This is a genomic window from Azospirillum ramasamyi, from assembly GCF_003233655.1.
Lineage (GTDB): Bacteria > Pseudomonadota > Alphaproteobacteria > Azospirillales > Azospirillaceae > Azospirillum > Azospirillum ramasamyi.
This window is the reverse complement of sequence record NZ_CP029834.1, coordinates 19,454-43,600: the sequence shown is the minus strand read 5'-3', so window position 1 is coordinate 43,600 and position 24,147 is coordinate 19,454. Positions and strand designations below refer to the sequence as shown.

The 24,147-nt window shown below is 69.0% G+C and carries 17 protein-coding genes; 10 read left to right on the top strand and 7 right to left on the bottom strand.

Features of this window, described 5'->3' with window-relative positions; genetic code table 11:
- Nucleotides 1–40 precede the first annotated feature (40 nt).
- Nucleotides 41–2,719, top strand: coding sequence for a methyl-accepting chemotaxis protein (locus DM194_RS29020; protein WP_111070341.1), 2,679 nt, complete (start codon nt 41–43; stop codon nt 2,717–2,719).
- A gap of 30 nt (nt 2,720–2,749) precedes the next feature.
- Here DM194_RS29020 and DM194_RS24850 read toward each other — a convergent pair whose 3' ends face one another.
- The 3 genes from DM194_RS24850 to DM194_RS24840 all read right to left on the bottom strand — a co-directional run bounded on the left by DM194_RS24850 (nt 2,750) and on the right by DM194_RS24840 (nt 6,871).
- Complete coding sequence (locus DM194_RS24850; protein WP_111070340.1) at nt 2,750–3,463, bottom strand: Crp/Fnr family transcriptional regulator; 714 nt, start codon at nt 3,461–3,463, stop codon at nt 2,750–2,752.
- A gap of 133 nt (nt 3,464–3,596) precedes the next feature.
- Entirely contained in the window at nt 3,597–5,405 is a 1,809-nt protein-coding gene (locus DM194_RS24845; protein WP_246024649.1) for an ABC transporter ATP-binding protein/permease, read from the bottom strand.
- Nucleotides 5,406–5,506: 101 nt separating this feature from the next.
- Nucleotides 5,507–6,871 (bottom strand): GH1 family beta-glucosidase, encoded by a 1,365-nt coding sequence (locus DM194_RS24840; protein ID WP_111070338.1) that lies wholly within the window; start codon nt 6,869–6,871, stop codon nt 5,507–5,509.
- Between the two features lie 211 nt (nt 6,872–7,082).
- On the opposite strand from DM194_RS24840, the gene DM194_RS24835 reads away from it, so the two are divergent.
- Nucleotides 7,083–8,378 (top strand): family 4 glycosyl hydrolase, encoded by a 1,296-nt coding sequence (locus tag DM194_RS24835; RefSeq protein ID WP_111070337.1) that lies wholly within the window; start codon nt 7,083–7,085, stop codon nt 8,376–8,378.
- A 119-nt stretch (nt 8,379–8,497) separates the two neighbouring features.
- Here the strand turns inward: DM194_RS24835 and DM194_RS24830 are convergent, their stop codons facing one another.
- Entirely contained in the window at nt 8,498–9,643 is a 1,146-nt protein-coding gene (locus DM194_RS24830; protein WP_111070336.1) for an MFS transporter, read from the bottom strand.
- Between the two features lie 218 nt (nt 9,644–9,861).
- Here DM194_RS24830 and DM194_RS24825 point away from each other — a divergent pair, with 218 nt between their 5' ends.
- Entirely contained in the window at nt 9,862–11,832 is a 1,971-nt protein-coding gene (locus DM194_RS24825) for a PhoX family protein (protein ID WP_111070335.1), read from the top strand.
- 74 nt (nt 11,833–11,906) lie between these two features.
- Here DM194_RS24825 and putA read toward each other — a convergent pair whose 3' ends face one another.
- Together putA and DM194_RS24815 are read right to left on the bottom strand one after the other, a co-directional pair.
- A complete protein-coding gene (gene putA, locus DM194_RS24820) occupies nt 11,907–15,653 on the bottom strand; it encodes a trifunctional transcriptional regulator/proline dehydrogenase/L-glutamate gamma-semialdehyde dehydrogenase (RefSeq protein WP_111070334.1) in 3,747 nt (1,248 codons plus the stop codon).
- A 360-nt stretch (nt 15,654–16,013) separates the two neighbouring features.
- Complete coding sequence (locus DM194_RS24815; RefSeq protein WP_111070333.1) at nt 16,014–16,631, bottom strand: metal-dependent hydrolase; 618 nt, start codon at nt 16,629–16,631, stop codon at nt 16,014–16,016.
- A gap of 376 nt (nt 16,632–17,007) precedes the next feature.
- Between DM194_RS24815 and DM194_RS24810 the strand changes: the two genes are divergently transcribed.
- The 7 genes from DM194_RS24810 to DM194_RS24780 all read left to right on the top strand — a co-directional run bounded on the left by DM194_RS24810 (nt 17,008) and on the right by DM194_RS24780 (nt 23,645).
- The gene (locus DM194_RS24810) at nt 17,008–17,328 is read left to right on the top strand and encodes a hypothetical protein (RefSeq protein ID WP_246024648.1); all 321 of its coding nucleotides are present in this window, start codon (nt 17,008–17,010) and stop codon (nt 17,326–17,328) included.
- A 237-nt stretch (nt 17,329–17,565) separates the two neighbouring features.
- Nucleotides 17,566–19,107 (top strand): glycosyltransferase family 87 protein, encoded by a 1,542-nt coding sequence (locus DM194_RS24805; RefSeq protein WP_111070332.1) that lies wholly within the window; start codon nt 17,566–17,568, stop codon nt 19,105–19,107.
- A 75-nt stretch (nt 19,108–19,182) separates the two neighbouring features.
- Nucleotides 19,183–19,791: a hemerythrin domain-containing protein gene (locus DM194_RS24800; RefSeq protein ID WP_111070331.1), complete on the top strand. Its 609-nt coding sequence runs from the start codon at nt 19,183–19,185 to the stop codon at nt 19,789–19,791.
- 103 nt (nt 19,792–19,894) lie between these two features.
- Nucleotides 19,895–21,067 (top strand): zinc-dependent alcohol dehydrogenase, encoded by a 1,173-nt coding sequence (locus DM194_RS24795; protein WP_111070330.1) that lies wholly within the window; start codon nt 19,895–19,897, stop codon nt 21,065–21,067.
- Nucleotides 21,068–21,076: 9 nt separating this feature from the next.
- Nucleotides 21,077–21,616 (top strand): cyclase dehydrase, encoded by a 540-nt coding sequence (locus DM194_RS24790; protein ID WP_111070329.1) that lies wholly within the window; start codon nt 21,077–21,079, stop codon nt 21,614–21,616.
- A gap of 5 nt (nt 21,617–21,621) precedes the next feature.
- Nucleotides 21,622–23,145 carry a nitrilase-related carbon-nitrogen hydrolase gene (locus DM194_RS24785; RefSeq protein ID WP_111070328.1) on the top strand — a complete coding sequence of 508 codons (1,524 nt, stop codon included), beginning with the start codon at nt 21,622–21,624 and terminating at the stop codon, nt 23,143–23,145.
- Nucleotides 23,142–23,645: a DprA-like winged helix domain-containing protein gene (locus DM194_RS24780; RefSeq protein WP_111070327.1), complete on the top strand. Its 504-nt coding sequence runs from the start codon at nt 23,142–23,144 to the stop codon at nt 23,643–23,645. The genes DM194_RS24785 and DM194_RS24780 overlap by 4 nt, the downstream gene beginning before the upstream one ends.
- Before the next feature lie 30 nt (nt 23,646–23,675).
- Here DM194_RS24780 and DM194_RS24775 read toward each other — a convergent pair whose 3' ends face one another.
- Nucleotides 23,676–24,104 carry a hypothetical protein gene (locus DM194_RS24775; RefSeq protein WP_162630181.1) on the bottom strand — a complete coding sequence of 143 codons (429 nt, stop codon included), beginning with the start codon at nt 24,102–24,104 and terminating at the stop codon, nt 23,676–23,678.
- Nucleotides 24,105–24,147 lie beyond the last annotated feature (43 nt).

Sequence of the window (24,147 nt, the reverse complement as noted above, 5' to 3'; positions counted from 1 at the left end):
GGGTGAAAGCGATCATCACGCCCCGAGGGGATCCGACGCCATGTCCACCGCCGCACCCGCCCTCCCGCAGCACGTTTCCGGGCCGTCCGGCAGCAATCCAAATCCGGGCAGCCGGCGCCGTCTCGGCGTTCGGGCGAAGCTGCTGCTGGCCTTCGCCGGCATGGCGGCGATGACGGTGGCGGCCAGCGCCGTCGGGCTGATGTCCTTTTCCGCCGTCGAACGGCCGATGGCGCAGATCGCCGACATCAGCCTGCCGGAGATGGAGCTGGCGACCCGGCTGGCCGGCGAAAGCAGCCGCATTGCCACCGCCGCCCCGACCCTGGACGGCGCCGAAAGCCAGGAGGAGCGCGAGCGCATCCACGCCGAGACGCGCGAACGCTCCCGCGCCTTCCTGGCGCTGGTCGACGAGCTGGCCGCGCGCCGCCCGCAGGATCCGCTGCTGTCTGAGGTGCGGGACACCGGCAACGCCCTGATCGCCACGCTGGACCGCGTCAATGACGGGGTCGCCGCCCGCCTGTCCCTGCGCGACCGTCGCGAGGCCGCGTCGGCCAAGCTGGCCCAGGCTTATGACGGCTTCCTCAAGACCCTGGCGCCGCTTGTGGAAGGCGCCGGACAATCCCTGCAGGACAAGGGCATGGCGCTGGACGGCGGGACCGACCGCGACATGGGGGCGCTGTCGGATGCGGTGCGGTCGATGATCGCGCTCTACGACCTGCGCGGCGGCATCACCGCCGCGCTCGACGCCATGAACCGGTCCGGCACCGCGCCGGACGCCAAGGCCATCGGCGAGCTGCAGCAGGCCTATCTCGAAGCCTCCTCCCAGGTGACCGGCACGCTCGGCACGCTGGGCGACCGGCTGCCGGCCGACATGGCGGGGAAGATCGACACGCTGTTCCTCTTCGGATACGGCAAGGACAATGTCTTCGAGCTGCGGCGGGCGGTGCTCGACGGCACCGAGAACGGCGGCGGGCCCGTCGAGCGGCGGCTGGCGGAAAGGCTGGGCGCGGCGCGGGCGCAGGCGGCCGGCCTGCTCGACGAGTTGAAGGCGCCGCTGCGCAAGGTGCAGAGCGACATCAAGCGCACCAGCTTCGACGTCCGCTCCCGCATCCAGGAGTCGACGCATGATCTGCTGGGCCCCGGCCTGGACCGCTTCCGTACCCATCTGGAACTCTCGACCTACGGCACCGCCCTGGCCGGCGTGCTGAACGAAGCGGCCCTGGCCACCGACGCCGCCCGGCTGGCCCGGCTGGAAAGGCGCTTCATCACCGAGGCCATCGCGCTCGACCAGCGCATCGTCAGTCTGGCGGACGCCGAAGCGGGCAACGGGGATCAGGGCGAGGGCGCCGCGGATGCCGCCGGCAACGAGGTGATCGGCGCCCTGGCCAAGGCGCTGGCCGCCTTCGGCCGGGGGGAGGACGGCATCGTCGCGCTGCGCAGGGCCGAGCTGGCGGCCGTGGCCGACACCGGCCGGGTCCTGGCGGAGAACCGCCTGCTGTCCCAGAGCTTCGCCGCCACCGTCGACCGCCAGATCGCCGCCATCCGGGACGAGGCCAAGGCCGCCGTCGCCGGCACCGACGGCACCATCGCCGCCGGCCGCAACATGCTGATCCTGTTCGCCATCGGCAGTCTGGTCGGCGCGGTGGCGCTGGCCTGGCTGGTGGTGGGGCGCCACATCGTCGCCCGGCTCAGCGCGCTGTCGGAGGCCATGCGGGCCATCGCCGCCGGCGACCTGAACGCGTCCATCCCCGCCGCCGGCTCCGACGAGATCGGCGACATGACCCGCGCGCTGATGGTCTTCCGCGACACCGCCAACGCCGCCCGCGAAGCCGATGCCCGCGCCGAGGCCGAGCGCGGCCGTGCCGCCGGGGAACGCCGCCGTGCCATGGTCGAGATGGCGGAGAATTTCGAGAGCAGCGTCCGCGGCGTGCTGGACCGCGTGGCCCAGGCCGCCGGCGAGATGCAGGACATGGCCGAACGCATGGCCCGCAGCGCCGACCTGACCGCCGGGGAGGCGACGACCGCCGCCGGCAGCTCCCAGCAGGCCGAAGGTAACGTCAAGGCGGTCGCCGCCGCGACGGAGGAGCTGTCGGCCTCCATCCAGGAGATCGGCAACCAGGTCCACGTCTCCAGCCGGATCGCCCGCAAGGCCGCCGACGAGGCGGAGCGGACCGACCGCACCGTGGAAGGGCTGGCCCAGACCGCCGGCCGCATCGGCGAGGTGATCGGGCTGATCCAGTCCATCGCCGGCCAGACCAACCTGCTGGCGCTCAACGCCACCATCGAAGCGGCGCGCGCCGGGGAGGCCGGCAAGGGCTTCGCCGTCGTGGCGAGCGAGGTGAAGGGGCTCGCCACCCAGACCGCCAAGGCGACGGAGGACATCTCCGCCCAGATCGCCGCCATGCAGTCGGTGACGCAGGAGGCGGTGGACGCCATCCGCTCCATCGCCGGCACCATCCGCGAGGTCAACGAGATCGCCGCCACCATCGCCGCTGCGGTGGAACAGCAGAGTTCCGCCACCCGCGAGATCGCGCGCAATGTCGGCGAGGCGGCGGACAGCACCCAGCATGTCCGCGGCAACATCGACAGCGTCGCCGACGCCGCGCGGGAGTCGGGGGAATCCGCCAACCGCGTTCTGTCGGCCTCCTCCACCGTGCAGGACCAGCTGCGGACCCTGTCCGGTCAGGTCGATGCGCTGGTCGGAGAGATGCGGGCGGCCTGACGCCGCCGGTTCGGATGCCGGGGGGCGGGCTTACGGCCCGTCCGCCAGCGCCCGCAGGGCGTCCACGTTACACTGGAAGCGGTTGGGCCGCAGCTCGTTCAGCAGGCCCTGCCGCTTCAGTTCGGCGACGGCGCGGCTGGCGGTTTCGGTGGTGATGCCCAGCACGGCGCCGACATCCTCCCGCCCGAAGAAGTCGCATTCGCCGTGGCCGTCCACCAGGGTCAGGAACAGCCGGGCGACCCGCGCCCGCGCGCTGCCGGTGCCCAGCTCCACCAGGAAGGCGTCGGCGCGTTCCACCGCCTGATGCCAGCGCCGCATCAACTGCTGGTGCAGGTGCTGCGTCTCCTCCGACAGACGCTGGATCACCGCACGGGGAATGCGGCAGGTCAGGACCGGATGGATGGCGATGGCGGTGTGGCGATAGGGCTCGCCCAGCGCCGCCTCCAGCCCTGCGGTGTCCCCGGTCCGCAGCAGCCGGACGATGCGCTGTCCGCCGTTGGGCAGATACTGCACCAGCTTCACCAGCCCGCCGCGCACGGTGTAGAGCGCCGCCGGCTCGTCGCCGACATGGTAGAGCGCCGCCCCCGGCGCCACCGTCATCTCGTCGATCGGCAGATGGATCAGGTTGAAATCGGATTCGGTCAGATCGGCGAAAAGCGCGGATTCCCTGATGCCGCACCCGCGGCAATTCGCCAGCCCCCGCCACGCCGCGTTGATGCCGGTCTTCTTCACACTCATGTCCATGACTTTGCGGGGGCTTTGCGGGACGGCGATTCTGTGGGTTCGTATGGTGGTCGCAGGGCAGTGTGGCAGCTTATTGGATGCATTCCAAGAATACGCCGAGAGTTACCCTCTCCCGGCGCGGGAGGGAAAGCTCCTATGCCACGCTCTCCGGCTCCGGCTGGGTTTCGCGCGCCTCCTCGCGCAGGGTGACGGCGCCGTTGGTGCGTTCCAGGATCAGTTTGCGGCTGTGGTGGGCGTCGAGCCCGGCATGATGGCCGATGGTCAGCAGGGTGGCGTTCGGCAACTCGCGCTCCATCAGGGTCAGCAGCTCCTCCTCGGCCGGCGGGTCGAGGCTGTCGGTGGCGTCCTCCAGGAAGATCCAGTCGGGGCGGCGGATCAGCAGCCGGGCGAAGCCCAGCCGCTGGCGGTCGGGCACCGACAGCACCTCGTCCCAGCGGTCTGTGCTGTCCAGCCGGTCGACCAGTTCGGGCAGGCCGACGCTGGCCAGCGCCTCCGCCGCCCTGCCGTCGGCCACCGACGAGGCCGGGCCGGGATAGGCCAGCACCGCGCGCAGGCTGTCATGCGGCAGATAGGGGCGTTCCGGCATGAAGAAGACGCGGGTGTGGGCCGGCAGGGTGATGCGCCCGCTGCCCCACGGCCAGACGCCGGCCACCGCACGGAACAGGCGGATGGTCGCCGTCGCGTCGCCGCCGATCAGCACCCGGTCGCCCGGCCGGACCTCCAGGTCGAAGGCATGGACGACGGCCGTGCCGTTCGGCTCGTCGATGGCGACGCCGCTGAAGGTCAGCGTGCGGTGCTCGTCGGAGCGCACGACCTGGATGTGGCCGTCCACCACGTCGCAGACCTCGCGGTCCAGCCGGACCAGCGCGTCGTGCAGGTTCAGCACGCGTTCCACCGACGCGCGCCATTCGGCCACGCGCGGCAGGTTGTCGATCGGCCAGGACAGCGCACCCACCGTCTGCTGGAAGGCCTGCGCCGTCTGCATCAGCACGCCCAGCGAGATGGTCCCGGCGATGTAGCGCGGAGCGGCGACCAGGATCGGGAAGGCGGCCGACAGCACCGAATAGCTGGCGCTGAACACCATCATGTGGCTGAGCGCGCGGGTCTGCCCGGTCCAGCCGCGCATCACCCCGCCGAACAGCGTGGCGAGATGGCCGCGCTCGGCCGATTCCCCATGCAGCAGCGCGATGGTCTGGCCGTTCTCGCGGATGCGGGCGAGCGCGAAGCGGAAATCCGCCTCGTAGCCCTGGCGCCGGTTGACGGCATTGACCAGCGGCTGTCCGATCAGCATGGCGATGGTCGTGCCCATGGCGGCATAGAGCAGCGCCACGAACAGCAGATGGCCCGGCACCGACAACTCGGTTCCGAACAGCGTGACCGACAGCGTGCCGGACAGCATCCACAGGATGTTGGTGAAGCTGATGAGCAGCAGCGCGCAATAGGTCAGCGAATGGCCCAGGTCGATCGCCATCTCCGCGGTGATGCGGATGTCCTCGGCGATGCGGCCGTCGGGGTTGTCGTGCTCGCCCGGCATATAGGCGATCTGGTGGTGACGACCGCGGCGCAGCCAGTCCTCCAGCAGCTTGCGCGTCAGCCAGTCGCGCCACCCCATCTGCAGCCGGCGCTTCACCCTCAGATGCAGCACGACGATGACGATGTTGTAGACGATGATCAGCCCGACCAGACCGATCATCGTCAGGAAACGGTCCATGGAGCGCTGTTCGAGCGCGTCGAACAGCCGCTCGCTCCACAGATTGATCAGGACCGGGATCGACACCTGCCCGACCGTCAGCACGAACAGCGCCACGGTCAGCGCCCAGACGGTCACCCGCGACCGCCCGCCCCAATAACCGCCGGCCAGCCGGAGGAAGCGGCGGGCGAAGCCGGGGGCCGCCTCGCCGGTTCTGGCGCCGCCCGCCTTGGCGCTCCTGTCGTCGGTCATGTCGCCCATCCCGGGCCTCCGCCCTCAAGCCCTCACCGTCCGTATAACTAACGAATAGGACGTGATCGGACAAAAGTACAGGGGTAGGGACGAAGAAAGGCTTAAAGCCTCCCGGTTCTCACAACTTCGGCCAGAAACCGGTAGCTGTCCTTCGGCGTACGCTTCAACGTGTCGTAATCGACCCGCACAATGCCGAACCGCTTCGACAGGCCGTAGGCCCATTCGAAGTTGTCCAGCAGGCTCCAGCACAGATAGCCCTTGACGTTGCAGCCGTCGGCCAGCGCCTGCGCCACCGATTCCAGGTGCTCGCGGTAGTACAGCACGCGCTCCGCGTCATGGATCTGGCCGTCCGGCGTCACCACGTCGTCATAGGCGCAGCCGTTTTCCGCGATGAAGACGGCGGGATTGCCGTAATCGGTGCGGAACTCCGTCAGCAGATCGTAAAGCCCCTCCGGCTGCACCGGCCAGGCCATGCCGGTCCAGCGCCGGCATTGCGCCTCGCCCCAGCCGACGTCGAAGGGCCGCCCCTCCTCATGCTTCATCGTGCTGCGGGAGTAGTAGTTGATCCCCAGCAGGTCGATGGGGTAGCGGATCGCCTCCTCGTCGCCGGGCTGCACGAACTCCGCCATCTTGTCGGCCAGCAGCGCCGGGATCTGCCCGCGCATCACCCCGTCCAGCGCCACCCGGTTCCACACCGCGTCCCAGCGGGCGGCGGCGGCCACATCCTCCGGCCGGTCGCTGTCGGAGACGACGGGCTGCAGGTTGACAACGGTGCCGAGCGTCAGACCGGAATGCTCCGCCGCGATGGCGCGCAGCGCCGCGCCCTGCGCCAGGTTCTGGTGGTGCAGCGCCCGCAGGATGCCCTGTTCGCCCAGCTTGTGGCCGGGGGCGTGCTCCCCTACGCCATAGCCGAAGATGGCGACGACGTTCGGCTCGTTCAGCATCATCCAGGTCTTGACCCGGTCGGCCAGCCGGGCGGTGACGATGCGGGCATAATCGGCGAAGGGACCGACGATCTCCCGCCCCTGCCAGCCGCCGGCATCCTCCAGCGGCTGCGGCAGATCCCAATGGTAGAGGCAGGCCATCGGCGTGATCCCCGCCTCCAGCAGCGCATCGACCAGCCGGTCGTAGAAATCGAGGCCGCGCGTCTCCACCGCCCCCGTTCCCGTCGGCAGGATGCGCGGCCAGGCGATGGAGAAGCGGTAGCTGTCGAAGCCCGCCGCCTTCATCAGCGCTATGTCCTCCGGGTAGCGGTGATAATGGTCGCAGGCGACGGCGGCGCTGCTGCCGTCCATGATGCGCCCTTGAGCGGTGAAGGTGTCCCACACGCAGGGGCCGCGCCCGTCCTCCGCCACCGCCCCTTCGATCTGGTAGGAGGCGGTCGACGCACCCCAGCGGAAATCCGGCGGGAAGCTCAGCGGCTTGGCATCGGCGGCCTGGGATACGGGCTGGCTGAAACTGTCCATCTTCTTATCCTCCCGAGGGGATGGTGCGTTTTTTCCAGCATGCCCCAGCCGGCCGGCCTTAGCCATGGGTCAAGCATGCAATCCCGCCACGCGCGACGCGGTGGCGCAGCCGCGGGCGACTGCACGCGGGCACTGTGCGAACTGGTCCGAAGGGCGTAGCCTGACTTTAACAGACGGCGCCCGGCCGCTCCGACGACGGAGGAAAAGCATCATGGCGAACACCACCAAGATCGTCTTCATCGGCGCGGGCAGCGCCGCCTTCGGGCTCAGCCTGTTCCAGGATCTGTTCTCCACCACTGAACTGGCCGGCAGCACCCTGACCCTGGTCGACACCAACACGGAGGCGCTCGACCGCATGGCGGCGCTGGCCGAGGTGATGAACCGCCGCGGCCCAGGCGTCGGTGGGGCCGGCATCACCATCGAGAAGACCACCGACCGCAAGGCCGCCCTCCAGGGCGCCGGTTTCGTGCTGTGCGCCATCGCCATCGACCGCAACCGGCTGTGGAAACTGGATTTCGAGGTGCCGAAGAAGCACGGCATCCGTCACACGCTGGGCGAGAACGGCGGCCCCGGCGGGCTGTTCTTCACGCTGCGCACCCTGCCGCTGATCGTCGACATCGTCCGCGACGCCGAGGCGATCTGCCCGGACGCCCTGTTCATCAACCTGTCGAACCCGGAAAGCCGCATCGTTCTGGGCCTGTCGCGCTGCACCTCCGTACGGACGCTGGGGCTTTGCCACGGCATCTTCCTGGCGCGCTGGTTCATCTGCCAGATCCTGGGCATGGCCGAGAAGGAGGTGGATGTCTGGGGCGCCGGGCTGAACCATTTCCAATGGCTGACCGCGATCCGCGAAAAGGCGACGGGGCGCGACCTCTACTCCCTGCTGCGCGAGCGGGAGGCGACGCACGACCCGTCCTTCACCCCGCTGGCACGGCGCCTGTTCCACGCCTTCGGCCTGTGGGTCACGCCGAGCGACGATCACACCGGCGAATTCCTGCCCTATGGCTGGGAGGCCGGGGAGCACGGCTTCGACTTCCGCCACGACGAGGAGGGCCGCGTCATCCTGCGCGACCTGATGGACGGCGTCATCGACGGCAGCAGGCCGATCCCCGACGACTGGACCAAGCCGTCCTGGGGCGAGCGGGCGGTGGCGGTGATCGCCGGCCAGCTGCACAACCAGAAGCGCTTCATCGAATCCGGCATCGTCATCAACCGCGGCGTCATCCCCGGCCTGCCCGACGAGCTGGCGGTGGAGGTGCCGCTGATGGCCGACGCCGCCGGCATCCACCCGATCTCGCTCGGCCGCCTGCCCGACGGCATCGTCAAGCTTCTCTCGGTCCAGGCCAACGTGCAGCAATTGTCGGTGGAGGCGGCGCTGCACGGGTCGAAGGAATTGGCGCTGCAGGCACTGCTGATCGACCCCGTCATCAACTCCAGCACCGCCGCCGCCGCCATCCTGGACGAATTGTGGGAGGTGAACCGGCCCTACATCCGGGCTTGTCTGTGACCTCCATCCAAAGCGGATTTGCATTCGCTTTGGATCATACGACCTCATTCGCCGGTCGGGCTTCGGCCGCATGAACGGCCGGGACCGCCGTCGCGGTCCACAGCGGATTGCAATCCGCTTTAAACCCGCCGGATCAGCCGGGCCGAGGCGAAGCCCAGCCCGGCGGTCAGCGCGCCGACGCCGAGGAACAGCGGCCCGAAGCCGGTGTGGGTGGAGATGTAGCCGTACAGAACCGGCCCGATCCCCTGGCCGATGAAGAAGCAGGACGCGAACAGGGCCAACGCCGACCCGCGGGCGGTCGGCGCCAGCTCCGTCGCCTGGGTCTGCATGGTGTTGTGCAGCATGTAGAAGCCGAAGCCGGCGACCAGGAAGGCGAGGCTCACCACCGGCCAGGGCACCGGGAAGGCGATGACCAGATAGGCCAGCCCCGCCGCCAGACCGCCGGCCTTCATCATGCCCCACTGGCCGAGCGAGGCGATCAGCCGCCGCACCACGGCGCTGTAGGCCACGCCGCCGATGGCGAAGGCGGCGATGGTCAGACCGGCCTGGAAGGCGCCGGCGGCACCATGCTCCATCAGCACCGGCGCCACGAAGGGGAAGACGCCGAAGATCAGCAGCCCTTCCGCCGCCACCGTGGCGAAGACGATCAGCGAGGCCGGGTTGGTCAGCACCGTGGCGTAGCGCTGCTGCGCGTCGGCCACCGACAGGGGCGAGCGGGTCTCCACCTCGCGCGCCAGTCCGATCAGGGCGGCGACGCAGATCAGCGCGGTCAGCCCGGTCGACAGGCCGAACACCACGCGCCAGCCGAAGGCCTCGGCCAGCGCCCCCGACACGGCGGAGCCCGACATCTGCCCGAGGATTACCGCCAGCAGGAAGCGGCTGATGGCGATCTGGCGCTCCCCATAGGGCACGCGGTCGCCGATCAGCGCCATCGAGGCCGGGATGATGCCGCCGGCGAAGCCGCCAGCCAGGATGCGCCCCGCCATCACCGTGCCGTAGGTCGGCGCGATGGTGGACAGCGCCAGCCCGACCGTCAGCACGGCCAGCGCCAGCCGCACCAGCCGCGACTTGCCGATGGCATCGCCGACCGGCCCAAGCACGATCTGCATCAGCGCATAGGGCAGCGTATAGGCGGAGGCCAGCAGCGCCGCCTGCCGCACCGTCACGCCGAGATCGTCGGCGATCAGCGTCAGCATCGGGTCGGTGGTGCGCAGGGAAAAGGCGCTGGCGAACCCGGCGAGGCCGAGCAGGAAGATGAGACGCATGGATGGCCCGAAAGGCGACGACAGAGGTTCGGAACCTTAACCGGATCGGCCGCGGGCGTACCGCAGCGCGAGGGTGATGGCAGGCATGCGCATGCCGCGGGCGGGTGTGCGGCGGCCCCATCCTCCTCGCCTTCATTCATCACCAACATTTACGTAATATCGGTGTCATCTCCCCTGCCTATGGTGCGCTCAAGCTTAACCCCTAGGGGACAAGAGACATGAGCGACATCAAGGGCCGTCAAGCCGCCGAAGACATCGGCAGCAATCCGACCGAAAACCCCACCATGGGCGATATCATCGCCGCGCGCTTCGGCCGCCGCGACATGCTGCGCGGCGCGCTTGCGGTTTCCGCCATTTCAGCCGTCGCCGGCCCCGCCGCCTTGGCGGCGCTGTCGAAGGAAGCCGCGGCCGAAGCCGCCAAGCCGTCCTTCACCTTTTCGGAAGTCGCCTTCGGCGTCGATGAGACCCACCACGTCGCCCCCGGCTACAGCGCCGACGTGCTGATTCGCTGGGGCGACCCGGTGGTCCCCGGCGCTCCGGCCTTCGACCCGCTAAAGCAGTCGGCGGCGTCTCAGGCGCTGCAATTCGGCTACAACAACGATTATCTCGGCTTCGCGCCGCTGCCGCAGGGAACCAGGACCCCCGATCACGGCCTGCTCTGCGTCAATCATGAGTACACCGACGAAGAGGTGATGTTCCCCGGTCTGGGCGGCGAACAGCAGGAAGCGAAATTCGCCAAAATGACCAAGGAACTGGTCGATATCGAAATCGCCGCTCACGGCGGCAGCGTGGTCGAGGTGAAGAAGACCGGCGGCAAGTGGACCTATGATCCCGCCTCCAAGTACAACCGCCGCATCACCGGCGAGACCGAGTGCGCCATCTCCGGCCCCGCTGCCGGCCATGATCTGATGAAGACCTCCTACGACCCGACCGGGACAAAGGTCCGCGGCATGCTGAACAACTGTGCCGGCGGCATGTCGCCGTGGGGCACTTGGCTGACGGCGGAAGAAAACTTCAACGGCTATTTCTGGTCGGATGAGGAAAAGCCCAAGGCCGACCGCTACGGCGTGCCCGGCAAGTGGTACAACTGGGGCGCCCATCACGACCGCTTCAACGTCGCCAAGGAACCCAACGAAGCCAATCGCTTCGGCTGGATCGTCGAAATCGACCCCTACGACCCGACCTTCACCCCGATCAAGCGCACGGCGCTCGGCCGCTTCAAGCATGAGGCCTGCTCCGTCGCCGTCAACAAGGACGGGCGGGTGGTCGCCTACATGGGCGACGACGAGCGTTTCGATTACGTTTACAAATTCGTCTCGGCCAAGAAATACGTCGAAGGCGACCGCGCCCACAACATGACGCTGCTGGACGACGGCGTGCTGCACGTCGCCCGTTACAACGCCGACGGGTCGCTGGAATGGCTGCCGCTGGTGCATGGCCAGAACGGTCTGACCGCCGATGCCGGCTTCAAGGATCAGGGCGAAGTGCTGATTAAGGCGCGTCTCGCCGCCGACAAGCTGGGCGCCACCAAGATGGACCGCCCGGAAGACGTCGAGGTCAACCCGAAGACCGGCGCCATCTACGTCATGCTGACCAACAACTCCCGCCGCAAGGCCGAACAGCTGGACCCCGCCAACGACCGCGCGGGCAACCTGTGGGGCCAGGTGGTGGAAATGCTGCCGCCGGACGGCGACCACGCCGCCGCCAAGTTCACCTGGAACATTCTGCTCAAGGGCGGCAATCCCAAGGACGGCGAGGTGGGGGCGATGTTCAACCCCGCCACCTCCGACAACGGCTGGTTCTCCTGCCCCGACAACTGCGCCATCGATCACCAGGGCCGGCTGTGGATCACCACCGACCAGGGCGAAGGCTGGTTCAAGGCGTCGGGCAAGGCCGACGGCGTTTACGCGGTGGAGACCGAAGGCGCGTTGCGCGGCAAATCGATGATGTTCTTCCGCGTGCCGGTGGGGGCGGAAATGTGCGGGCCGGAGTTCGCGCCCGACGACAAGACCCTGTTCGTCGCGGTGCAGCACCCGGCCACCGACGGTGTCGAGCTGTACGAGCCGTTCGGCCGCAAGTCGACCTTTGAAGACCCGGCGACCCGTTGGCCTGACTTCAAGCCCAACATGCCGCCGCGTCCCTCCGTCGTCGCCATCACCAAGCAGGACGCCGGCGTGATCGGGTCGTAAGGCTCTGCGTTGTTCAATCGGCCGCCGTCGCTATCCCTCTCCCCACTGGGGAGAGGGCATTGCGGTTTACGCTCTCAGCTCATCGCCACAAGGCTGGCGTTGCCGCCGGCCGCGGTGGTGTTGGTGCTGAGCGAGCGCTCGTTCATCAGCCAGGCGATCTCCACCCCCTCGCCGCCGGTCGGCACGCCCTGGGTCAGGACGATCGGGCCGGGCAGTTCGGCGATGCGGCGGTTGGCGGTGAGCAGGCGGGCGGCGTCGCCTTCCACCAGCGCAGCGGCGAGCGGACCGGAGGACTGCCAGTTCGCCGTCACCCGGACGCGGGCGGCAAGCTCCGCCGGCAGGGTCTTGAGGCCGGCAGTGACGGCGCCGTCGCCATCCACCACCACCTCGTTGCCGGTGGCGAGCGCCGCCCCCAGCATCCGGTACAGCCCGTCCTCCGTCTGCGGCAGCAGCAGGATGCGGCCGCGCGGGATCAGGCTGTAGACGTTGCTTTCACCGACCGGGCCGGCCAGTTCGACGCTGCCGCCGACGGGGGAACGCTTCGCCAGCGTCCGTATGTCCGTGGCGATCTCCGTCTTGCCCTGGTCGGACAGCCAATCAGCAAGGACATCCGCAAGGACATGGGCCGGCGCAGGTACGGCGTCGCCGCCGCGCAAGCCCAGGTCTAGAGCCGGACGTACGGACAGCAGACGCGACAGGTACAGCGGGCCGCCGGCCTTCGGACCTGTACCGGACAGGCCATGGCCGCCGAAGGGCTGTACGCCGACCACCGCACCGATGGTGTTGCGGTTGACGTACAGGTTGCCGGCCTCGATCCGGCTGGTCACCCGGTCGATGGTGGCGTCGATGCGGGTGTGCAGACCGAAGGTCAGGCCATAGCCGGTGCCGTTGATGGCATCGACCAGCCGGTCCATATCGTCGCGGCGGAAGCGCAGGACATGCAGGACCGGGCCGAACACCTCGCGCTCCAGATCGGCGATGCCGTCGATCTCGATGATGGTCGGCGCCACGAAGGTGCCATGTGCGGTCTCCGCCGGCAGCGGCAGCGATTCGACCCGGCGTCCCTTGGCCCGCATCGCCTCGATGTGGCGGGCGATGCCGTCGCGCGCCTCGGCGGTGATGACCGGGCCGACGTCGATGGCCAGCCGGTCCGGGCTGCCGATGCGCAGCTCCCGCATCGCGCCCTTCAGCATGGTCAGCGTGCGGTCCGCCACATCCTCCTGCAGGCAGAGGATGCGCAGGGCCGAGCAGCGCTGCCCCGCGCTGTCGAAGGCCGAGGCGATCACGTCGCCCACCACCTGCTCGGCCAAAGCCGACGAGTCGACGATCATGGCGTTCTGCCCGCCGGTCTCGGCGATCAGCGGGATCGGCGCGCCTTCCGGCGACAGCCGCTCGGCCAGCTGGCGCTGGATCAGGCGGGCCACCTCGGTGGAGCCGGTGAACATCACCGCGCGGGTGCCGGCATGGCCGACCAGGGCGGCGCCGACCTCGCCCGCGCCGGGCAGAAGCTGCACCGCACCGGCGGGCACGCCGGCGGCGCGGAGGATGCGAACCGCCGCCGCCGCGACCAGCGGGGTTTCCTCCGCCGGCTTGGCCAGCACCGGGTTGCCGGCGGCCAGCGCCGCGGCGACCTGACCGGAGAAGATGGCGAGCGGGAAATTCCACGGGCTGATGCAGACCACCGGACCCAGCGGCAGATGGGTGTCGTTGCTGAAGCCGTCGCGCACCCGGGCGCCGTAATAGCGCAGGAAGTCGATGGCCTCGCGCACCTCGGCGATGGCGTTGGCGGTGGACTTGCCGGCCTCGCGCATGATGAGGCCCAGCAGGGTCGGCATGCGCGCCTGCATCTCGTCGGCGGCGCGGAACAGGCAGGCGGCGCGCTCGGCCGGCGGGGTGGCGGCCCAGGCCGCCGCCGCCTCCTCGGCGAACAGGAAGGCGTCGGCGATGTCGGCCGGAGCGGCATCGACGCATTGCCCGACGACGTCCCGATGGTCGGCCGGGTTCAGCACCGGCTCGGCCTTCCCCCGGCGCTCGCCGTCCGCCAGCAGCGGGGCGGCGGTCCAGGCGACGGCGGCGCTGTCGCGCAGCGCGGCGGACAACTCGGCCAGCGTGGCTTCGTTCGACAGGTCGAGACCCGCGGAGTTCGCCCGCTCAGTCCCGAAGAGATCCTTGGGCAGGGCGATCAGCGGGTTCTTCCCGCCCACCGGCAGGGCGGCGCGGGCCTGCGCCACCGGGTCGGCGACCAGATCGTCGATCGACACGCTCTTGTCGGCGATGCGGTTGACGAAGGAGCTGTTGGCGCCGTTCTCCAGCAGGCGGCGGACCAGATAGGCCAGCAGGGTTTCGTGCGTGCCGACCGGGGCATAGACGCGGCAGGGCCGCTTCAGCGGGCCGACCACCTCCTTGTACAGCGGCTCGCCCATGCCGTGCAGGCACTGGAACTCGTACTGGCCGACCTGGAAACCGGCGGGATTCATCTGCTCGGCCATCCGGTAGATGGTCGCCAGCGTCTGGGCGTTGTGGGTGGCGAATTGCGGGAACACCGCGTCGGACGCCGCCAGCAGCCGGCGGGCACAGGCGACATAGGACACGTCGGTGTGCAGCTTGCGGGTGTAGACCGGGAAATCCTCCAGCCCGTCGACCTGGGCGCGCTTGATCTCGCTGTCCCAATAGGCGCCCTTCACCAGACGCACCATCATCCGGTGCCCGCTGCGCCGGGCGAGATCGACGATGAAGTCGATGACGTAGGGGCAGCGCTTGCCATAGGCCTGGACGACGAAGCCGATGCCGTTCCAGCCCTTCAGGTCGGGATCGAAGCACAGGGATTCCAGCAGGTCGAGCGACAGCTCCAGCCGGTCGGACTCTTCGGCGTCGATGTTCAGGCCGATGTCGTAGCGGCGGGCCAGCCGGGCCAGTTCGGTGACGCGCGGCAGCAGTTCCGTCATCACGCGGTCGGCCTGGGCGCGGGAATAGCGCGGGTGCAGGGCCGACAGCTTGATCGAGATGCCGGGGCCGTCATGGATGCCGCGCCCGGCCGACGCCTTGCCGATGGCGTGGATCGCCTTTTCATAATCGGCGTAATAGCGGTCGGCGTCGGCGGCGGTCGTCGCCGCCTCCCCCAGCATGTCGTAGGAATAGCGGAAGCCCTCCGCCTCCATCTTGCGGCTGTTGGACAGCGCCTCGTCGATGGTCTGGCCGGTGACGAACTGCTCGCCCATCATCCGCATGGCCATATCGACGCCGCGGCGGATCAGCGGCTCGCCGCCGCGCAGGATCAGCTTGGTCAGGGCGGAGGACAGCGCCTGCTCGCCGCCGAGGCCATCGCCCAACGCGCCCGTCACCTTGCCCGTGACCAGCAGTCCCCAGGTGGCGGCGTTGACGAACAGCGACGGGCTGTTGCCGAGATGGGCGCGCCAATCGCCGCCGGCGATCTTGTCGCGGATCAGGGCGTCGCGGGTGGCGCGATCGGGGATGCGCAGCAGCGCCTCCGCCAGGCACATCAGCGCCACGCCTTCCTGGCTCGACAGGCTGTATTCGTGGATCAACCCCTCCACCCCGCGCCCCTGCGGCTTGGCGCGCAGCGCCGCGATCAGCGACCGCGCGGTCTGGGCCGCCGCCGCCGTCACCTCGGCCGGCAGCGCCGCCTGCTCCACCAGCCACGCCACGCAATCCGGTTCCGGCCGGCGGTAGGCGGCGGTGATCGCCTGACGCAGCGGAGTGGACGGACGGACGACGGGGGCGAAGGCGGCGAAGGGGCCTGCCCCGCTGGAGAGGGACGGCTCGGAGGCGGGGGCGACGCTCGGGTCGATCATCTGGTTCATCGCGTGGCTGGCTCTGGTCGGGGGCGGGGTTGGAGGCATCGAAGCGCTCATGTCCGGCGCTTCGCGAGGCCGGTCCAACGCCTGTCAGGCTAACCGATTTTCCGGGATTCTTTCCATCTGGTATTTCGGCGATTTTTCCGTTTATCATTCTGATAAATTGGCAAAAATCCGTATGCAATACGGGTAAATACCCATAATTTCAGAACATCTCGCCGGTTTCCGAGCCTACGGGACCGGCTTTTCCGCTTTCGCAGAATAGAATTCGGCGAAATCGCCTCAATGCCGACGATCCATATGGACACGGCTCTCCGTTTCGCAGATTCGGCGGGGTGGAGGCAGGATAGCCGAAGCGGCAGAGACTCAGCCCTTCAGCGGCTTCGCGCGGCTGCTCTCGGACGGTTTGCGCACTGGCACCGGGGGCGCGGCCTTTTCCCCGCCGGCCTCCCCCAGATAGGTCTGCGCGGCGGCGACGACGGACCGCCAGGGACGCTCGAGGGGAAATTGCGGCCAGCCGCCGGCGAACAGGCCGGAGATCATCCAGCCCGCCATCAGCGTCACCGCCAATTGTTCGGAAAAGCCGCCCGTCTTCAGCACCGGCAGGGCGAAGTTGCGCCGCCGCTTGATCGGCCACAGCAGCGGCAGCCCGGCCGGGGTCAGCAGATCGCCGGCCAGATGGGTGAGATAGCCGACGATGAACGGGATCAGCAGATGCTGGTAGGCCGCATGCTCATGCAGAACCCACAGGCATCCGGCGATGGCGAGGGCAGAATGGGTGACGCCGCGATGTCCGAAGATATTGGAGATGGCGATGGAAAGCGGCTTCACCATCTGCCCCAGAGTCGATTTCGGATGATCGATGTCCGGCGCCAGGGCTCCCAGAATCGCCGCGCCGAAGGCGACCGGATCGAAGGCCATCCCGTACCGGCTCGACAGGTAGAACCAGGTGGCGCCACCGACGATTATGTGAGAGGACGCCATCACCGTCGGTCACCGGGGGCCTTGAGCTGGTCTCTGTCGGGACGTGGTCTGCGCCAAGCCCGAAATGGGGGTAGCATGACCTTAGGATATTCTTCGCCTCCATAACAATATCGCAAGCAGGACGGAGGGATTCCCTAAACGCATAACCTCCATGCGTTCGGCAACGGTGGGTTGCCGGATGGTGCGGCGCCGCTGGGGCCAAAGGGTTGGGATCTGGGGCGGTGCATAGATGGGTGGGTGTCCGGGCGTCGCCATGCCCGCCGCAGGCTGAAGTCCGCAGTTTCTATCGGCCGCTCCTCCCCCCGTCGGGCGAATGCCGGAACTCCCGTGCGGGCGGCATGTTGGCCGAAGGACAACCCCAACCCGGGAGGACCAGATGGACAACGACCGCATGAAGGACGACGCGGAAAGGCGGAAGGACCGGGACCGGCATGTTTCCAACGCCGACAGCCCCAATCCGGGCGCCCTGGGCGGAGGACCGATCACCCCGGGCCGGGCCGGACAGGGCATGGGCGTGGAAACCGGCACCGCAGTCGAGATGCCGCACATCGTCGGCGGCGGCCCGTCCGTCACGGTCACCGTCGGCGATGACACCGGCCAGCGCCGCGACCTGCCCGACCAGCACGCCGCTCCACCGACGCCGAAGGCGAATGCCGGCAAGCGGCCGCGCAATCGCGAGGCGGGAAAGCCGGGCTGACCGCCCCCACATCGCCGCTCCACACGTGAACGTTCTTCACCCGATCGCGTCGGCACCGAACGCAGCGGGGTAACTTGCTACCGCTGCGGGTACCCGGCGATTAATGGCACTACTCCGATCCGGCACGGGTGGGGCACATTCCCCATGCGCGCTGCTCTGGCATAGTTTCGCGGGCCAACCGGCGGTCGAGGCCGGGAAACGTCGAGGCCGGGAAACAATGCCAGGGAGTGGTCGCCGATGAAATCGAAGGACTTCGTGCGCGCGGCGGAAGGAATTCTGGAAGGGCCTTTGGCCGGCAACAGGGGCGGGGCGGTCGATGGCTTGGCCCCCGATGGCTTGGCCCCCGATGGCTTGGCCCCCGATGGCTTGGCCAAGGACCGTTTCGCCGCCTGGACACTGACGCTCGCGTTACTGTTCGTCCTCTGTGCCGACACGTTGCTTGGTGTCGTCTTCAGACCCTATCTGGATGGCGGCACCGGCGATACCACGGCATGGGATGTCCTGCTGCTGATTTTGGGCCGCGGGCCGGAGCGGCTGCCGCTCGATTCCTGGGAACCCATGATGACGGCCTTCAACTGGCTGCGCGAGCATGGTCCGGGGAACGTCTATGACGCCGTCTTCTTCACCCAGCATGTTAAGTTCCAGTATCCGCTGACCTCGCTGCTGGTGATGGAGGCGATGTCGGTGGTCGGCCTGCTGCATCTGCGCGTCTATGCCCTGCTCAACCTGCTGCTGGTCCTCGCCACCGCGGGCGGCATGGCCCTGCTGATGCGCGAACTGGCGGAGCGCACGGGCTTCGACCAGGCGGTGCGCGGAGGGATCGGCCGCTGGACCCTCGCCGCCCTGGGCGCCGTGGCGACGCTGTGCTTCTATCCGGTGGTCAAGGCTTTCGCCGTCGGCCAGATCCAGGTGTGGCTGAACGCCGCCTTCGTCTTCGCCACCCTGTTCTACCTGCGCGACCAGAGGGTGCTCGCCGGAGCCATGCTCGGCGCATCGACGCTGATCAAGCCGCAGATGTCGCTGTTCCTGGTCTGGGCGCTGCTGCGCCGGGAATGGCGGTTCGCCATCGGCTGGGCCGCCGTGGTGGTTCCCGGCTTCGTCACCGCCTGCGCGCTCTACGGCTTCGGCGCGTCGCTGCATTACCTGGACGTGCTGTCGTTCCTGGGCCAGCATGGCGAGAGCTACTATTCCAACCAGACCGTCAACGGGCTGCTGCACCGCCTGCTCCACAACGGTCCCAACCTGATGTCGAACACCAACGGCGACACGGAATGGCGGGGCAGCGCCTTCGCCCCCTATCATCCGCTGGTCCACATCGCGACGCTGATCTCCGGCGTGGCTTTCGTCCTGTTCGGCCTGCTCTGGCGGATCAGGGACGGCGCCGGCGGCCGGGCGAGCGGATGGGCGGGCAGGCGGGAAACCGGGCGGCAGCCGATCGCCTCCTTCCTGGCGGCCGGCACCTGCTTCACCATCGGCACGCCGATCGCCTGGGTTCCGCATTACGGCGTCCTGCTGCCGGTCTGCGCCTATCTGCTGTTCGTCCTGATAGACCGGGCCGCGTCGAAACGGTCCACGGAGGACCGGCGCCAGAGCCTGGGCACGCTCCTGCTGCTGGGCATCGCCTTCGCGATCCTGAGCAACGACTTCTTCCATCCCCTGAGCGAGCTTGCCGACACCTCCTACAACATCCTGCAATCCTACCTGTTCTTCACCGCGCTTCTGCTGCTCCGGCTGCTGGTGACCACCGCCGATGGGCCACGGGCGACCCGACCGTCCTGACACCCCACCGGAACGACGGGGCTTCCGCGCCTGTTGGTGGGCCACACGACCCAACCGGCAGGAAGGAGCCGAGACATGCCACGTTACTCGGGAGCAGGCTATTCGCATGAGGACGGCACGGACTGGCTGTCCGCCCGCGGGCTGGCGATGATGGCCGGCGGCGCGGCGCTGGCGGTGGTGGCGAGCCGGCTGCTGCCGCCGGTGGTGGCGCAGCTGGCCGGCACCGCCCGCCATGCCGCCGCCGGCCGCGACGGCATCGACGCGCTGATCGACGACCACCGCCACATCCAGGCGCTGATGTCGGAGATCGTGCAGACGCCCAACGACGCGCCCGCCCGCCGCACCCATCTGCTGCTGCGCCTGAAGCGCCGGCTGGCCGCCCACGCCATGGCGGAGGAGGACGTCGTCTACCCCATGCTGCACGACCAGGCGCGGAAGGAGGAGGACGCCAAGCATCTCTACGGCGAGCACGCCGAGATCAAGATGCATCTCTTCGCGCTGGAGCAGACGCCCAAGGACGATCCGCATTGGCTCGCGGTGGCGCTGGACCTGAAACGCATCCTCGACGGCCACATCCGGCAGGAGGAGGAAATCGACTTCCCCGCCCTGCGCAACAGCATGGACGAACGCCAGACCGCGATGATGTCCGGCGGCGTTGCCCGTGAAAAGGCACTGATCCTCTGACTTTCCCCTTTTGGCAAGGGGTCGGCCGGACACGGAACGCTCCGGCCGGCCGCCCTGTTTGCCGCAGGCGAAGATCGAGCAGGCAAAAAAGGGGAAATCGTCGATGAGAGCACTGGTCTGGCACGGCGCCAACGACATCCGCTGCGACACGGTCCCGGATCCGGAGATCGAGCATCCGCGCGACGCCATCGTCAAGGTGACGACCTGCGCCATCTGCGGGTCCGACCTTCACCTGCATGACCATTTCATGCCGGGCATGGAAAAGGGCGACATCATCGGCCACGAGTTCATGGGCGAGGTGGTGGAGGTGGGCTCCGACGCCAAGAGCGCGCTGAAGGTCGGCGAGCGGGTGGTGGTGCCCTTCACCATCTGGTGCGGCGAGTGCGACCAGTGCCGGCGCGGCAACTATTCGGTCTGCGAACGCACCAACCGCAACAAGGCGCTGGCCGACAAGATGTTCGGCCACACCACCGCCGGGCTGTTCGGCTACACCCACCTGACCGGCGGCTATGCCGGCGGGCAGGCCGAATATGTGCGGGTGCCCTTCGCCGACCGCACCCACATCAAGATCCCCGACGGGCTGACCGACGAGCAGGTGCTGTTCCTGGGCGACATCTTCCCGACCGGCTGGCAGGCCGCCGCCCAGTGCGACATCCAGCCGGACGACACGGTGGCGATCTGGGGCTGCGGCCCGGTCGGGCAGATGACGATCCGCAGCGCGATCCTGCTGGGCGCCAAACAGGTCATCGCCATCGACCGCGTGCCGGAACGGCTGGCGATGGCCAAGGCCGGCGGCGCCATCACCATCAATTTCGAGGATGAGAGCGTCGTCGAGCGGCTGAACGAGTTGACCGGCGGCAAGGGGCCGGAGAAATGCATCGACGCCGTCGGCATGGAGGCTCACGCCACCGCCACGCTCGACAGCATGATGGACCGCGCCAAGCAGGCGTTGATGTTGGAATCGGACCGCGCCCATGTGCTGCGCGAGATGATCTATGTCTGCCGCCCCGCCGGCACGCTGTCGATCCCCGGCGTCTATGGCGGGCTGATCGACAAGCTGCCCTTCGGCATGTCGATGAACAAGGGCCTGACCTGGCGCATGGGCCAGACCCACGTCAACCGCTGGACCGACGACCTGCTGAACCGCATCCAGGAAGGACAGATCGACCCGTCCTTCGTCATCACCCACACCGTTCCGCTCGACCAAGGCCCCGAGATGTACAAGACCTTCCGCGACAAGCGGGACGGCTGCATCAAGGTGGTCCTCAAGCCCTGAGGTGACGTCATGGCCTATTACGACCGCTCCTCGCCCGGAGACAATCTCGCCCGTGGGCTGGGCTGGTTCAGCATCGGACTCGGCGTCGCCGAACTGATGGCCGGCCGCAGCATCGCCCGCTGGATGGGAATGGAGGACAAGACCAACCTGATCCGCGCCTATGGCGTGCGCGAGATCACCGCCGGCGTCGGCCTGCTCGCCCTCGGCGATCCCAAGCCCTGGATCTGGAGCCGCATCGCAGGCGATGCCGTCGACATGGCGACGCTGGCCGCCGGCATGCAGGACAATCCCCAGGCCGGCAACGCCCGCATCGCCTTCGGCGCGGTGGTGGCGGCGACGGCGCTGGATGTGGTCTGCGCCCAGAAGCTGCACCAGGAGGAGGCCCATTACCGCAGCATGCCGATACCGGACTACAGCCACCGCAGCGGCTTCCCACGTCCGGTCTCCGCCATGCGCGGCGCCGCCAGCGACGCCCCCATCGGCGAGGACATGCGGACGCCGAAGATCCTGCAGTTCCAGACGGCCCAAAGCCAGGCGGCAGGCTCCTGACGCAGATGCATCCGGCCGACCTGTTCATGGCGCTGTGGCGCTTGCTGGAAAAGCGGCGCGACGAGGTCCGCCTCCTCGCCCAAGGGCTGGAGGCGGACCACGCGCGGGCCGGGCGGCTGGCCGCGGAAGCGGCTGACCGCCTGCGGGAGGGCGCCGCCGCTCTCGAAGCCTGGGTCGGGAAAGGGATGGACATCGACCGGGTTCTCGCGGCGGCGCAGGCCATCGACGGATGGTTCGCGCCGCTGGCCTCCCGCTATGACGTCCGGGCGTTCGACGATCCGCTCCCCGCCGAACGGCTGGAGGCGCGCCGCCGCCTGAACCGAGACGGCCGCTTCAACGCCGATCCGGCGGACGGCCAGTTGATCCTGCGCCCCGGCCTGCTGGCGCGGGCCATGAACATCCGCGAGACGGCGCCGCCGGGCGCCGATCCCGACACTTTCGATCCGGTGGACCTGTTCGCCAGCCTGCTGGTGGTGCCGCCCAGCCTGCCGATGGAAGCGGAGCGCGACGGCGACCCGGATCGCCGCATCGCGGTCGAATACCGCCGCATCGCCGCGGTGTCCGACCAGGATCCGGCCGATCCGGGCTGGGCGCCGGTCATCGGCGTCGTCCCGCTGGCGGAGGCGGAGGACGACCTCTCCATCCGCCAGTTCCGCCGCGACGGCGAGGATTGGTACGATCCCACCCCGCGCGACCTCGGCCGCCGCGCAGCCGACGCCATCGCCGGACTGGCGGAGCGGGGCGCTACCTTCGTGCTGTTCCCCGAGGTGTCGGTCGGAGCGGACACACTGGCCGCGATCCGGCGGGCGCTGCGGGCCCAGGCGGTGGACGGCACCATCCGCTACGCCCTGATCGGCGTGAAGGAGGAGGCGGAAGACGGCGGAAGGCCGCGCAACCGGGCGCTGCTGCTCGACCGCTGCGGCACGGTGATCGCCAGCCAGACCAAGCTGCATTGCTGGGATCTGGACAGCGACCAGTGCCGCTACTACGACCTGCGCGACCGCAACGGCCGGCTGCTCGACTGTGCGCGCGAGGACATCGAGACCGGCGACCGCTTCATCCTGCTCGAACTGCCCGACCTCGGCCGGCTCGCCGTCGCCATCTGCGAGGATCTGGGGCGTTCGGAGCCCAGCGCCTGGATCGCGTCGGGCATGATGGTGGACTGGCTGGTCACCCCGGTGATGGACAGCGGCCTCACCACCGAACGCTGGCAGGCGAAGGAAGGCGGGGCCTCGTCGCGCGCCGGATATTGCCGGGTGATCGTCGCCAACAGCATGGCGCTGTCGCACCGCTTCAACCGCTACCGCCGCGGCAATGGCGAAGAGGACAAGATCATCGAAGACTGCGGCGTGGCCCTGCTGTTCCAGCCGCGGGCCAGCCAGGCCGGCGCGCCCCGCATCCGCTGCCTGAGCCTGCCGCTGGCCGACCCGTCCCCCGGCTATGTCTGCGCCGGCTGGGCGCCCGGCCGCTGGCCCGCCCTGCCTGATCCCGAACCGGCCGATCCTGAACCAAAGGAGTGCGGCGCATGAGCGCGCTGGAACCGGCGCTGCGGTCGCTGGCCGACGCGCTGCTGGACGCCGTCGGGCGGCAGGACTGGGCCGTGGCGGACGCCGAATTGGAAACGCTGGCGCAGGAGACCGTCGCCGCCATGGTGGCGAACCGAACCGGCGACCTCGCGACACTTGCCCGGCTGGTCGCGCGCTGCCACACGGCACTGTCGCTGAGCGATGGGCTGAGTGGCGAGGCGATGCACCGCCAGGGGCAGTTGCGGGCGCTGGCGCTGACGATCGCCGCCGCCCGCGGCCGCGCCCCGCCCCGCCCGGCCGATGCGCTCCATGCGCCCGGCACGCCGGCCGCCGCGATCCTCTCGGCGCTGGGCTCCGGTCCGCAGACCTGCCCCGCCCTGGTCGAGGCCACCGGCCTGTCGGCGGAGGAGGTGGGCAGCGCCCTGCCGGAACTGCGCGCCGCCGGTCTCGTCCGCTCCTGGCCGGCGGGGCGGCTGACGGTCAACGCGCTCCGGTCCGGCTGACGGCCGGGCCTCAATCCACCTGACCGGGCCTCAATCCACCTGAAAGGTGTTCCGCAGCGTCCCGTCGGCGTTGACCATCTGGTAGCGGCCGTCCGGCAGCCGGTAGATCTCCATGCACTGCTGGCGGGGATCCACGTCCAGCGTCAGGCAGTACCGGTCGCCGGCGACCGTCCAGCGCCCGTATTCGTTGCCCTTGGCGCCGGAGATGACGATCGACCCGTCCTTGGAAAAGCGGTTGATGTAGGACTTGCCGCGCGGATTGACGATGCTCAGCGTGTGGCCGCCCAGCAGCGTCGAAACCTCCGGCCCGGTCAGGCGCTGGGCGCCCGGCTTGCGGAAATCGGGCTCGATCCCGGCGCAGGCGGACAGGCCGGCCAGAACGGCCAGCGCGGCCGGAACGGTGGCCGGCAGCCGCCTGCGCATCGGCGCCGGGGGGATCGCGCGGGGTGGGGATTGCATCGGTCTGTCCTCCTGTCGGAACGCTATCCGGAATCACCGCCAT